This window comes from Stenotrophomonas sp. WZN-1, from assembly GCF_002192255.1.
Lineage (GTDB): Bacteria > Pseudomonadota > Gammaproteobacteria > Xanthomonadales > Xanthomonadaceae > Stenotrophomonas.
This window is the reverse complement of record NZ_CP021768.1, coordinates 1,416,423-1,428,658: the sequence shown is the minus strand read 5'-3', so window position 1 is coordinate 1,428,658 and position 12,236 is coordinate 1,416,423. Positions and strand designations below refer to the sequence as shown.

Annotated in this window: 11 protein-coding genes; 4 read left to right on the top strand and 7 right to left on the bottom strand. The window is 66.6% G+C overall.

Annotated elements, in window-relative coordinates:
• Positions 1-97: 97 nt before the first annotated feature.
• Entirely contained in the window at positions 98-1,087 is a 990-nt protein-coding gene (locus CCR98_RS06630; RefSeq protein ID WP_087921980.1) for a sensor domain-containing protein, read from the bottom strand.
• A complete protein-coding gene (locus CCR98_RS06625) occupies positions 1,084-1,449 on the bottom strand; it encodes a PadR family transcriptional regulator (RefSeq protein ID WP_087921979.1) in 366 nt (121 codons plus the stop codon). The genes CCR98_RS06630 and CCR98_RS06625 overlap by 4 nt, the downstream gene beginning before the upstream one ends.
• A gap of 136 nt (positions 1,450-1,585) precedes the next feature.
• Between CCR98_RS06625 and CCR98_RS06620 the strand changes: the two genes are divergently transcribed.
• Positions 1,586-2,488 (top strand): peptidylprolyl isomerase, encoded by a 903-nt coding sequence (locus tag CCR98_RS06620; RefSeq protein WP_087921978.1) that lies wholly within the window; start codon positions 1,586-1,588, stop codon positions 2,486-2,488.
• A 631-nt stretch (positions 2,489-3,119) separates the two neighbouring features.
• Here CCR98_RS06620 and CCR98_RS06615 read toward each other — a convergent pair.
• Complete coding sequence (locus tag CCR98_RS06615; RefSeq protein WP_049446277.1) at positions 3,120-3,992, bottom strand: DMT family transporter; 873 nt, start codon at positions 3,990-3,992, stop codon at positions 3,120-3,122.
• A gap of 115 nt (positions 3,993-4,107) precedes the next feature.
• Here CCR98_RS06615 and CCR98_RS06610 point away from each other — a divergent pair, with 115 nt between their 5' ends.
• Positions 4,108-5,052 (top strand): LysR substrate-binding domain-containing protein, encoded by a 945-nt coding sequence (locus CCR98_RS06610; RefSeq protein ID WP_087921977.1) that lies wholly within the window; start codon positions 4,108-4,110, stop codon positions 5,050-5,052.
• 68 nt (positions 5,053-5,120) lie between these two features.
• On the top strand, positions 5,121-5,414 hold the full coding sequence (locus tag CCR98_RS06605; protein WP_005415831.1) for a hypothetical protein: 294 nt from the start codon (positions 5,121-5,123) through the stop codon (positions 5,412-5,414).
• 120 nt (positions 5,415-5,534) lie between these two features.
• Here CCR98_RS06605 and CCR98_RS06600 read toward each other — a convergent pair whose 3' ends face one another.
• Together CCR98_RS06600 and CCR98_RS06595 are read right to left on the bottom strand one after the other, a co-directional pair.
• Complete coding sequence (locus CCR98_RS06600) at positions 5,535-6,302, bottom strand: DUF4349 domain-containing protein (protein WP_198361081.1); 768 nt, start codon at positions 6,300-6,302, stop codon at positions 5,535-5,537.
• 32 nt (positions 6,303-6,334) lie between these two features.
• Positions 6,335-6,691, bottom strand: coding sequence for a GFA family protein (locus CCR98_RS06595; protein ID WP_087921976.1), 357 nt, complete (start codon positions 6,689-6,691; stop codon positions 6,335-6,337).
• Between the two features lie 112 nt (positions 6,692-6,803).
• Here CCR98_RS06595 and CCR98_RS06590 point away from each other — a divergent pair, with 112 nt between their 5' ends.
• The gene (locus CCR98_RS06590; protein WP_087921975.1) at positions 6,804-8,612 is read left to right on the top strand and encodes a DUF885 domain-containing protein; all 1,809 of its coding nucleotides are present in this window, start codon (positions 6,804-6,806) and stop codon (positions 8,610-8,612) included.
• A 472-nt stretch (positions 8,613-9,084) separates the two neighbouring features.
• On the opposite strand, the gene agp is transcribed toward CCR98_RS06590, so the two are convergent.
• Together agp and smrA are read right to left on the bottom strand one after the other, a co-directional pair.
• Positions 9,085-10,290 carry a bifunctional glucose-1-phosphatase/inositol phosphatase gene (gene agp / locus CCR98_RS06580; protein ID WP_087921973.1) on the bottom strand — a complete coding sequence of 402 codons (1,206 nt, stop codon included), beginning with the start codon at positions 10,288-10,290 and terminating at the stop codon, positions 9,085-9,087.
• On the bottom strand, positions 10,287-12,119 hold the full coding sequence (gene smrA, locus CCR98_RS06575; protein ID WP_087921972.1) for a multidrug efflux ABC transporter SmrA: 1,833 nt from the start codon (positions 12,117-12,119) through the stop codon (positions 10,287-10,289). The genes agp and smrA overlap by 4 nt, the downstream gene beginning before the upstream one ends.
• Positions 12,120-12,236 lie beyond the last annotated feature (117 nt).

Genomic DNA, 12,236 nt, shown 5'->3' with positions numbered 1-12,236 from the left:
CAAGGTTGGCACCTACCCAAGCCAAGCCCGCCAAACGTCCCGACGCTGATGGATTGTGCCAACCAAGGTTGGCACCTACCGAAGCGTGGAATCCTGCTTACAACCGCACCAGCAGGTTCTTGGCGATCAGCCCATGCAGCTTGCCGATGCCACGTGCCAGATGCAGGGTCAGCACCAGCAGCAGTGCACCCACGGCGGCAACCGCGATCGCCACCAGCGGCGAGGCCGCCATCGGCAGCACGTTCACGTCGTTGATGTACACGCCGGGGATGTCGCCACTGAAGATCGCCGCGACCGGCGCCCAGATCAGGCTCAGCGACAGCGACAGCAACGTCACCGCGGTGGTGAAGTAGATGACACCCAGCGGCAGCATCAGCACGAAGTACAGCAGGGTCAGCCAGGTGCGGCCATCGGTGAACATGTCGCCAATGCGCTGCAGCCACGTGCGGCTGCGGTCGGTGTAACGCGGACGCCGCGGCATGCGCTCGCCCAGCAGCGCTTCCACCAGCCGCCCTTCCAGCAGCGCCAGCCCGCGCACCGAACCGAAGAACAGCACCGTCAACGGAATGCCGATGATCAGGATCATCAGGCCCAGCGACAATGACAGGCCGGTCACCACCCAGGTGAAGAAGAAGGTGCCGGTGGCCAGCGACAGCAGCATGTAGAACAGCGCACCGTAGGTGTGCGGGTCGGTCACCACGCCGAAGAAGCGCGCCAGCGGGGAGCGCTGTACCGGCGCCGGAGGCGGCGCGGCCGGCTCGACACCACTGGCTTCCGCCGCTGCACGCAGCACCGGTGCGGTATCCGCACGTGGCGTGCGCAGCGCGCGGTTCACCGTCACTTCGGTCTCGCGGTAGATCTCCGCCACTTCGTCCGGCGCGCCATAGCTGCCGGCCACGTCGGCGATCACCTCGGCCTCGCTGCGGCCCGGCTGCGCGGCCAGTTCCGAGCGCAGGTATTCCTCGGCGTCGTACAGGGCGTCCTGCACCATCGCCGGGTCGGCGCCTTCCAGCGCCGCGCGCAGCTGCGCCAGGTACTGCGGGATGGTCGTGGGCAGGGCTCGGCCTGCCAGGCTCGGGTCGTTCATTGCGGTACCCCCTCCAACACGGAATCGACGGAATCGCGGGTGGCCTGCCAGGCCTGGCGCCACTGCGCCAGCACGTCGCGGCCACGTTCGTTGATGCGGTAGTAGCGCCGCGGCGGCCCGCTGCTGGAAGGCTCTACATGACTTGCCAGCAGGCCGGCGCCCTCCAGGTTGCGCAGCACCGGGTACAGGGCGCTCTGCTTGCCGCTCAGCACGCCCTCGCCCACCCGCTCCAGCTCCTTGGCAATGAGGTAGCCGTACAGCGGCTCGCCGGCCCGGGCCAGCACCGCCAGCAGGGCCAGCGACACCGTTCCGGCGCTGAGCTCCTTCTGGAACTTCTTCAGCTGGACATCGTCCTCGGACATGACCGGCCCTCCACTACGTTGAAGTCCACAGTAGTGCGAAGTTCGGTATAGCGAATGTGTCGTTAGTCATCGTGCCGGTTGGCGTGGCTGGGCGGCTCGCGCAGAATCGAAGCCTCGTTCATGTTCCGGGGTTCCCATGCCGCACCGTCGTCGCCTTGCCCTGACCGCCCTCGCCCTGTCCTGCCTGCTGCCCGCCATGGCCAGCGCGGCCTCGCCCTACCGCAGCCCGCAGCAGATCCTCGACGCCTCGGCCGCCAGCGACTGGCGCACGCCGGACCCGGCCAACCTGCTGTACATGGACCTGCCGGCCGGGCGGGTGATCATCGAGCTGGCGCCGCAGTTCGCCCCACGCCATGTGGCCAACATCCAGACTTTCGCCCACGAGCACTTCTGGAACGGCACCAGCATCTACCGTTCGCAGGACAACTTCGTGGTGCAGTTCGGCGATGCCGACGCCGATGATGCGACCAAGGCCAAGCCGTTCGGCAGTGCCGCGCGCAAGCTGCCGGCCGAGTTCGAACGTGCCAGTGCCGGCCTGAAGGTCAGCGTGCTGCCGGACCGCGATGGCTGGGCCGCGCAGACCGGTTTCGTCGACGGCTTCCCGATCGGCCAGGATCCGCAGGCCGGCAAGGCCTGGCTGGCGCATTGCTACGGCATGCTCGGCGCCGGCCGCAGCAACGAGGAAGACAGCAGCATCGGCGCCGAACTCTATGTGGTGACCGGCCAGTCGCCGCGCCAGCTGGACCGCAACATCACCCTGGTCGGCCGCGTGCTGAAGGGCATGGAACTGCTCAGTGCAACCCCGCGCGGCCCGGCGCCGATGGGCTTCTACACCGACCCGGAGCTGCGTACGCCGATCGTGTCGATCCGCCGCGCCAGCGATGTGCCGGCGGCCGAGCGCACGCCGATCCAGGTGCTGCGCACCGATTCGAAGACCTTCGCCGATACGGTGGAAGCGCGTCGCAATCGCGTGGATGATTTCTACAAGCGCCCGGCGGGGCATATCGATCTCTGCAATATTCCGGTGCCGGTGCGGTGATGGTTTCCGCAGGTTACGCGTGCTGAAGGCGCTTCATTGTTCATGGGCGTCACTTTTCTTTTCGCGCGAAAAGAAAAGTAACCAAAAGAAACGCGCCGCCAGTCGCGAGCCGCCGTGCTCCGCACGTCGGTCCCCTGCGCTTCTCGGTGAATCAGGGGACGGTGCCGAACTCGCTACGCTCAGACATCGGCACCTCTTCGCCCCTGATTCCCCTGCGATGCTCGGCTCACTCAAGGCGGACCCAGATCAAAGGCCACAGCTGCACCCAGTAGATCCACGCCATGCGTGGATGCTTTTGCGGTTGATCTTGACCTTCCAGTCCGCCTTGAGCGAGCCGAGCACCGCAGGTCCGGCGAGGGCGAAGAGGCGCGGGTGTCTGAGCGCAGCGAGTTCCCGCGCCGTCCCTCGACGGGCCGAGGAGCGCAGGGTACCGGTGCGCAGCACCGGCTCGCGGCTGGCGGAACGTTTCTTTTGGTTACTTTTCTTGATGGCGCACATCCCTGTGCGCCACCCTCCGGGCCGGCTGCGCCGTTCCGCGCTGCTCCTGCAGCGCGGCGCGCGTACAAAGAAAAGTGACGCCCATGAACGATGAAGCACCTTCAGCACGCGCCACGCGCAAAACACCAACGCATCAGCCCTTCTGACTCACCGCCACGCTACCCAGAATCAACGCACCGGCAATCAGCATCTGCAGCGTCACCGGCTCACCCAGGAACAACCAGGCAAACGCCGCACCAAACAGCGGAATCAGGTAGGTCACCGTCGAAGCACGCGACGGGCCGATACGCCCGATCAGGCGGTAGAACATCAGGAACGCCAGGCCGGTACAGGCCACGCCCAGCGCAATCGCCGCGCCCCACGCCTTGGCTGGAATCGCCGCCTGCGGCCAGTGGCTCACCGCCATCGGCAGCATCCACAGCGAGGCACAGGACAGCGTTGCCGCCGCAGCCGCCGCCGACGGCAGGCCGGTCATATGCCGCTTCACCAGGTTCACGCCAAGGCCGTACAGCAGCGAGGCCGCCGCACCGGCAAGCACCGCGGTGCCGATGCTCAGGCCCGAGACCTTGGCCGTGGCCAGCACCACCACGCCGGCGAAGCCGACCAGCAGCGCGCCCGCACGGCGCATGCCGATCTTCTCCCCGAAGAACAGGAAGGCGATCAGCGCGGCGAACAGCACGGTCATCGCATTGCAGATGGCGCCGATCGCCGCAGGGGCTCGCTCGGCCGCATAGGCGAACAGCACAAACGGCAGCGCCGAGTTGATCAGGCCGATCGGCGCCAGCCACAGCCAGCGCCGCGGCGGGAACTGCGCGCGGGCGCGCCACAGGAACGGCAGCAGCACCAGCGCGCCCAGCACCAGCCGCACCTCGACCAGCGCGAACGGGCCGAACGAGGGCACCGCCACCCGCATGAACAGGAACGAGCAGCCCCAGATGGCGCCCAGCAGGGTCAATTCCAGCGGTGTGCGCCAGTCGCGCTCGGCCGCTTGTGGGACCGCATTCATGCCCTGCCTCCGTCCATCGTCTGTTCCTCGCCAAGGCAGACAGGATCGGGCGCAGACGCCTGCCGCACAAGCGCGTAGTATCGCTGCCAGCCACAAATATGGTTTGAGGCTGGACATGCAGCTACGCCCTTCCCTGCTCCCCGCGCTGGCCGTGTTCGCGGTCGCCGCGCGCCACCAGAACTTCGCCCAGGCCGCCCAGGAACTGCACCTGACCGCCAGCGCGGTCAGCCATCACGTGCGCCGCCTGGAGGAGGTGCTGGAGACCCGGCTGTTCCTGCGCCATGCACGTGGCGTGCGCCTGACTGCCGAGGGCCGGCAGCTGGCCGATGCGGCCAGTGCGGCCTTCACCGACGTCGCGGCCGTCGCCCACCACCTGCACCCGGATGCGGACAGCGTGCCATTGCGTATCACCACGCTGCGCTCGCTTTCGTACTGCTGGCTGCTGCCGCGGTTGCCACGCTTCACCCAGGCCCATCCGCACATCCGCATCGAGCTGCATACCGGCAGCGGCCTGGACCGCTACGACGACAACGGTCCGGAGGTCGGCATCCGCTATGGCCTGGGCCAATGGCCGGGCCTGCGTGCGCAGCACCTGATGGATGACTACCTGTTCCCGGTGGCCTCACCGGCGCTGGCCGGGGTCGAAACGCTGGTCGATCCGGCGCGCATCGCTGACCTGCCGCTGCTGACCGACCTTTCGCCACAGGGCTGGCGTGACTGGTTCCGTCATGCCGGCGTGCGCCCGCCCTCGCCGCTGCCGCCGATGCATACCTTCGCCGACAGTACCGATGCGATGCGTGCCGCGGTGTACGGCATGGGCGCGGTGCTGGCACGTACCCACATCGCGCAGCCCTACCTGCAGCGCTACGAGGTAGTGCGCCTGCCCGGCCCGGCGCTGAAGGCGCGCTACGCGTATCACGTGGTGCATGCCGAAGGACAACCGCCGAGCCACGCCGCGCGCCTGTTCATCCACTGGTTGCTGGAGCAGGCGCAGGACGAACGCACGCCGATTCCAGCGCTGCCGGACAGCCTGCTCGGGCGCCCGGCCACGCACGCCTGACTGCGCCCTCACCCGCTCTTTGCTTCACGCTGGCTAGGCTGCTGGCGAACCCACAACGTACCTATGCCATGGCCATGCTGCGACTGCGCATCACCGGAACCGAAGACGACGCCCGTGCCATCAGCGACCTGCTGCTTGGCCTGGATGGCATCGAACATGTCGAGGAAACCGACGACCTGATGCCGCACATGGACGACGACGATTCCAGTTCGGCCGGGCTGTCCGATGACATCGGCCCGGGCATCCACGAGCTGGAAGTGGAAGTCGGCAATGAAAGCACCGCGCAGAAGGTGCGCGATGCCGTGCAGGAGCTGGCACTGGAACTGGATGTGTTCGTCGAATACGAGACGGACGAGGGCTGAGGACCCGGCGGGCATGGCCCGGCGCTACCCGATGCTCGAAGCACCCCGGTAACGCCGGGCCATGCACCGTCTGTTCCGGTAGCGCCGGGCCATGCCCGGCGAACACGGGGCGCGGTTCGATCAGGGCTTGCGACGGCGGCGACGCCACCACGCCCGCGCCCCCCAGGCCACGACCAGGGCCAGCACCGCTACCGGCAGCAGCGCGGCCGCAGCGCGGATCAGGAACGCAATGCTGGTGCTGAGGATGCTGCCCGATTCGCTCAGCGCCTCACCGATCTCGCTGCGGCTGCGCTGGCCGGACGTGGTATCGAAGTGGATCGTCACCAGCTGGGTATCGATGCGCCGGCGCTGCTGCGCGGCATCCCTGCTGGCCTGCTCGACACCGGCCTCGATCTCCGACAGGCGTGTGGTGATCGCCATCAGGTCCTCGATCTTCAGGTCCTTGCGGTCCTGGTAGGACAGCAGCCGCGCATGTTCCTTCTCCAGCCGCGCCTTGGTCAGCGCGGTGTCGGCCACAGCCTGTGCGAGGTCTTCGGCGCGCGTGTTGCGCGACTGCTGCTTGCCGCCCTCGCCGGCCATCGCGATCAGCGGCTCGGTGCCCTTCGGCGCGATGCGTACCTTCACCTCGCCGCTGGGCTGCTCGCCACTGCGCTGGTCGACCTGCAGCACCGCACAATCACCGAACTTCGCGCTCTGGCAGGCCTGTGCCACCTGCTGGATGCGGGGCGCGATCTGCGCCGCTTCCAGCTGCACCTGCACGTCGTGTTCATAGGCGAGGAATGCGCCTTCCGGTGAAGCAACGGCAGCTTCGGCGGCAGTGGCGCCTGCATCGGCCGCCGCATCGCCGTGTTTGGCACAGGCCGCCAGCGCCATCAGCAGTACCGGCATCGTCACCACACGCGTCCACGCACGCACCGGCCTCACAGTGCGGCTCCGTCATAGGACATCACCGCCAACGTGCCCAGATCCACCTGCGGCACGCAGCGCACGTTCACCGCCACCATCGGCGTACCTGTGCGCGGGTCCACCGCTTCGCTGTACGGCGCAACGCCGCACTCACGGCAATGGTGATGATCGATGTGGGCCTTGTTGAAATGATAGGTGGCCACGTCCGCCGGGTCGGTGGTCAGCTGGAACGCCGCACGCGGCGCGAACCACAGCAGGCTGCCGCGGCGGCGGCACATCGAGCAGTTGCAGTCGATGACGTCGCTGATCGGCGCCCCGGCCTGTACGGTGAATGCGATCCTGCCGCAATGGCAGCTTCCCTGGTATTCCATGTCCTGCGCTCCGCTGGAGAGTCCTTGTCTGCCACCATGGTAATCCTATGGCACGGGGACAAAGCAGCCCCGGGGCCCTATGCTCGGGGTTTGACCCTGTACAGGAACGCCGATGCGCCCGCATCTTCTTGCCCTCGCCCTGGTCGCCGCCCTGGCCGGTTGCCAGCCGGCCGACGCCCCGACCAACGGTTCCACCCCGGCCGCCAGCCAGCAGGCCGGTGACGCGGCGGTCGATGCCGCCTTCGCCGACCTGTCCAAGCGCGCCCTGGACACCTGGATGCAGCTCTCGCCGGTCAGCGCCACCCAGATCGGTGACCACCGCTACGACAGCGAGCTGGACGACCTGAGTGCCGCCGGCCAGCAGAAGACCGTGGCCGCCTACAAGGCATTGCTGGGCGAGCTGGACAAGATCGAGGTGGCCAAGCTGGGCCGCGAGAACCAGGTGGACGCTGCGATCCTGCGCAACCAGCTGCAGTCGGAAATCTGGAACGCCGAAGTGCTGCAGTCCGGCAAGTGGGACCCGCAGCTGTACAACGGCATCGCCGGCAGCGCGATCTACGGCCTGATGGCGCGCGAGTTCGCGCCGCTGCCGGAGCGCCTGAAGTCGGCCACCGCGCGCATGGAAAAGCTGCCGGCGATCTTCGCCCAGGCACGCGAGAACCTGGATCCGGCGCGTGTACCGAAGATCCATGCCGAGACGGTGGCCAAGCAGAACAAGGGCATCCTCAGCATCGTCGATACCTTCATCACCCCGCACATCGGTGAACTGCCGCAGGCCGACCAGCAGCGCCTGCAGGCCGCCATCGACGGCCTGAAGAAGGCCGTGGACGAACAGCAGGCCTGGCTGGACAAGACCCTGGTGCCGAACGCCAAGGGCGACTTCCGCATCGGTGCGGAAAAGTACGACCAGAAGCTGAAGTTCGCGCTGAGCTCCTCGCTGTCGCGCCAGGAGATCGGTGAGCGTGCACGCGCCGAACTCAAGCGCGTGCGCGAAGACATGTACGGCATCGCGCAGACCGTGCTGAAGGACAAGCCGGGTGCGCCGGAAATGCCGGCCCAGCCGACCGACGAGCAGCAGCAGAAGGCAATCGAGGCCGCACTGGAACTGGCCTACGCCGACAAGCCGGCGCGCGACAAGGTGGTCGACGACGCCAAGGCCGCGCTGGAGCAATCCACCGCATTCGTGCGCGAGCACGATCTGGTGACCCTGCCCGATGCGCCGGTGGACATCATCCTGATGCCGGAATTCCAGCGTGGCGTGGCCGTGGCCTACTGCGATTCGCCGGGCCCGCTGGACAAGAACCTGAAGACCTTCTACGCCGTGTCGCCGATTCCGGACGACTGGAACGAGAAGCAGGTCGACTCGTTCCTGCGTGAATACAACTCGCGCATGATCCACCTGCTGAGCATCCACGAAGGCACCCCGGGCCATTATCTGGAAGGCTGGCACTCGGCCAAGTTCCCCTCCACCCTGCGTGCGGTGCTGCGTTCGGGCCTGTTCGCCGAAGGCTGGGCGGTCTACACCGAGCGCATGATGCAGGAGCAGGGTTACCTCGACAACGACCCGCTGTTCCACCTGGTGCAGCTGAAGTTCTACCTGCGCACGATCTCCAACGCGATCCTCGACCAGGGCGTGCACGTGGACAACTGGGATCGCGAGAAGGCGATGCACCTGATGACCCACGACGCATTCCAGCAGGAAAGCGAAGCCGCCGGCAAGTGGGTGCGCGCGCAGCTGACGTCGGCGCAGCTGCCGACCTACTTCGTCGGTGCGCAGGAACACTTCGACACCCGCAAGGCGGTGCAGGAGAAGCTGGGCGACAAGTTCAACCTGAAGGCGTACCACGACCAGGTGCTGTCCTACGGCGCTCCGCCGGTGCGTTTCGCACGCCAGCTGATGCTGGACCAGCCGATCGAGTGATTGAGCCGGTGTGAGGCGAAGAAAAACGGCCCGGGGAGACCCGGGCCGTTTTCTGTTCTGGCAGTTGCGGCCTGCCATCCCGGTGGGTGCGAACCTTGGTTCGCACCGCTTCTGCCGCCAGTCAATCAGACCATGTGGATATACAGCTTCCTCGAGTTCAGTCTCAAATCGAGGAAGTACTCCACACCACAGCCGCGGCAGGCAGCGGGACAATCCTCATCGCTCCCACGTTGGTTCTCCGAGGCATCGGCCACCACCGGATATCCACGATCAAAACACGTAAAGGCAATGTTGCTGCCATGGGGATCCGCCCATATTTCATCTCCATCACCGTCCATTACAGGAAAGCCCGTAATGTTCATGATTCACCGAGATCGCTTGTTTGATCTCTGGAGACTACCCGAATCCAAGCATACGGGACGCGAAGCTGCTTCCGTCTCATCACAATGCGACGCTCCCATCCATGCCGCTTTCAAGGTGAATGCAGCAGGTTCTCGAACTGCGCTTCACTGCAGCCCGACTGCCCACAGCCCGGCAGCACCAGCTCCACCCGCCCCGGCGGCTGCGCGTCGGTCAACGGGATCGAACCACGCAACTGCTCGCGCGTGGGATAGACATACACCAAGCGATAACGCACTTCGCCGGCCCCATGATCACGCCAGCGTTCGAACTGCAGCAGGCCGCCGATCGGCGTCTTCTCGTACTGGCCCGGCAACGTGTAGTCCGTGATTCCGAGCGCCGCCAGTACGGAACCGATATTGGAATCGTGACCGACCAGCAGGCTCACTTTCGGCGATGCGGGATCTTCCAACAACGCATCCACGCGTGCCAGCAACGGCCCGGCCACATCCCGCGCCACCTCGGGTGTTCCGAACAGGATGTCCTGGTAGCGGTTGCGGATCTGCGCCAGCGCCTGCCATTGGACCTCCGTGTTCAATCGGCCCCAGCCTTCGCGGGGAATGCCACTTCCCTGGTAGTGCTCCATCAACAAGGCATCGACCAGTCCGCTGGCCAGGGCCAGTGATCCGGAGACGCGTGGCTCGTTGCCCGGGGCTGCACTGAAGCTGGTGTCGGTCAGCGCCAGACGGCAGTCGCTGTGCGCACTGCATGCCGCCGACTGCGGATAGCGGGTGATCGCCTCCACGACGGACAGCGCCGGAGCCAGATCGGTGGCGGCCAGCGCCTGCTGCATCGCCGACACCGCACGTGCACGGAATGCCGCGTCATCCCGGTGGATCACCGGATTGAACAGCGGGTCCATCGTGCCCAGCGGCATGCGCTGCTCAACCGCAACATGGCAGCCCGGGAAGGCACCAGCAACGAAGAACTGCGCGGTGGCCTGGGTGCGCTGCAGGCTGTTGGCGTGAGCGTGGAAGTCACCCGGCTGCGGGCAATCCGACGGCGGCAGCAGCTGTGCCTGGCGCAGCCACTGGCCGATGTAGCGGCCCATGTAGACCTCCAGCACGCCACCCTTGGTGGTCAGCTCGCCTGAGGCGACGTCCCAGCCTGGCCAGCGCTCTGGCGTGGCATTGGCCAGCGCGCCCGATGCCACCACCGGCGCGCGCAGGTTGTGGCGGCTGAGCAGGACCACCTGCTCGAGCTGGTCGCCTTGCATGGGGTCCGGCGCCGCAGTTGCGGCCGTGGTCGCCAGGCTGAGTGCCAACAGCAGCGCAATCATTGATCGGCGGCCACGAAACCACCGGTCTGCCGCGCCCACAACCGCGCGTACAGGCCACCGGCCGTAATCAGCTCGCCGTGGGTGCCGGTCTCGACGATGCGGCCCTGGTCCATCACCACCAGCCGGTCCATGCGCGCGATGGTCGACAACCGGTGTGCGATCGCGATCACCGTCTTGCCGCCCATCAGCTCGTCCAGGCTGTCCTGGATCGCCGCTTCCACTTCCGAATCCAGCGCCGAGGTCGCCTCATCCAGCACCAGGATCGGTGCGTCCTTCAGCAGCACGCGGGCAATGGCGATGCGCTGGCGCTGGCCGCCGGACAGCTTCACGCCGCGCTCGCCGACATGTGCGTCGTAGCCACGACGCCCCTGCCCGTCCACCAGCGTATCGATGAAGGCTTCGGCACGCGCCTTGGCCACGGCTGCGCGCAACTGCTCATCGGTCGCGTCGGGACGGCCGTACAGCAGGTTGTCGCGGATCGAGCGATGCAGCAGCGAGGTGTCCTGGGTGACCACGCCGATCTGCTGGCGCAGGCTTTCCTGGGTGACGTAGGCAATGTCCTGGCCGTCGATCTGGATGCGGCCGCTTTCCAGGTCGTACAGGCGCAGCAGTACGTTGACCAGGGTCGACTTGCCGGCACCGGAAGGACCGACCAGGCCGATCTTCTCGCCGGGCTTCACCACCAGGTCGAGGCCGGCGATCACGCCGCCCTTCTTGCCGTAGTGGAAGTGGATGTCCTGGAAATGCACGCCACCACGGGTTACCTGCAATGGCACCGCATCCTCGCGGTCCTGCACGGTCAGCGGCTGGGCGATGGTGGTGATGCCGTCCTGCACCGTGCCGATGTCCTCGAAGATGCCGTTGATGGTCCACATGATCCACCCGGACATGTTGTGGATGCGGATCACCAGGCCGGTGGCCAGGGTAATCGCGCCGACGGTGATGTGCCCGCCGTTCCACAGCCACAACGCCAGCCCGCAGGTGCCGGCAATCAGGAAACCGTTGACGATGGCGATGGTCAGGTCCATGCCGGTGGTCACCCGGGTCTGCGCGCGGTGCTTGACCGCCAGTTCCTGGATCGACTCGGCGACGTAGGCCTGCTCGCGCCCGCCATGGGCGAACAGCTTCAACGTGGGAATGTTGGTGTAGCCATCGACGATGCGGCCCATCGCCTTGGAACGTGCCTCGGAAGCGATCCAGGCCCGTTCCTTCGCGCGCGGCACGAAGTAGACCATGATCACCGCATACGCCAGCAGCCACAGGATCAGCGGCACCATCAGCCGCCAGTCGGCCTGCGCGAACAGGTACAGCGCGGTGCCGGTATAGACCACGATGTACCAGAGCGAATCGACCATCTGCACGGCCGATTCGCGCAGCGAGGTGCCGGTCTGCATCACCCGGTTGGCAACGCTGCCGGCGAAGTCGTTCTGGAAGAAGCTCAGGCTCTGCCGCACCACGTAGTTGTGCATCAGCCAGCGCGAGCGGTTGCTCAGGCCGGGCACGATGGCCTGGTTGACCAGCAGGTTGTGCAGGCCGACCAGGATCGGCCGCGCGATGACCGTGATGAACAGCATCCAGCCCAGTTCATTGGCGTGGCGCTTGAAGAAATCGGCCCCTGGCTGCTCGGCGACCATGTCGATGATGCGGCCCAGGTAGTCGAACATCGCCACTTCCACCAGCGCCAGCAGAAGGCCGGCGATCAGGGTAGCCAGCAGCACCGGCCACACCGGGCGCAGGTAGTGCAGGTAGAACGGCAGCACCTTGCGCGGTGGCATGCGCCCATCCACGGGCGGGAACACCGGGATCAGGGATTCAAACCAACGGAACATCGCACTCCCTCGCCTCTTGCAAGCGGCGAAGTATCCCACGCCGGATGTGTACGCCAGCCGATGATCGCCTGATCCCCCGGTAGTCGCCCACCTTGGTGGGCGCCCTACCGCAGGCCA

Coding starts and splice junctions, on each gene's coding strand:
- CCR98_RS06630 (WP_087921980.1), bottom strand. CDS start 1,087: ATGAACGACCCGAGCCTGGCAGGCCGAGCCCTGCCCACGACCATCCCG.
- CCR98_RS06625 (WP_087921979.1), bottom strand. CDS start 1,449: ATGTCCGAGGACGATGTCCAGCTGAAGAAGTTCCAGAAGGAGCTCAGC.
- CCR98_RS06620 (WP_087921978.1), top strand. CDS start 1,586: ATGCCGCACCGTCGTCGCCTTGCCCTGACCGCCCTCGCCCTGTCCTGC.
- CCR98_RS06615 (WP_049446277.1), bottom strand. CDS start 3,992: ATGAATGCGGTCCCACAAGCGGCCGAGCGCGACTGGCGCACACCGCTG.
- CCR98_RS06610 (WP_087921977.1), top strand. CDS start 4,108: ATGCAGCTACGCCCTTCCCTGCTCCCCGCGCTGGCCGTGTTCGCGGTC.
- CCR98_RS06605 (WP_005415831.1), top strand. CDS start 5,121: ATGGCCATGCTGCGACTGCGCATCACCGGAACCGAAGACGACGCCCGT.
- CCR98_RS06600 (WP_198361081.1), bottom strand. CDS start 6,302: ATGCCGGTACTGCTGATGGCGCTGGCGGCCTGTGCCAAACACGGCGAT.
- CCR98_RS06595 (WP_087921976.1), bottom strand. CDS start 6,691: ATGGAATACCAGGGAAGCTGCCATTGCGGCAGGATCGCATTCACCGTA.
- CCR98_RS06590 (WP_087921975.1), top strand. CDS start 6,804: ATGCGCCCGCATCTTCTTGCCCTCGCCCTGGTCGCCGCCCTGGCCGGT.
- agp (WP_087921973.1), bottom strand. CDS start 10,290: ATGATTGCGCTGCTGTTGGCACTCAGCCTGGCGACCACGGCCGCAACT.
- smrA (WP_087921972.1), bottom strand. CDS start 12,119: ATGTTCCGTTGGTTTGAATCCCTGATCCCGGTGTTCCCGCCCGTGGAT.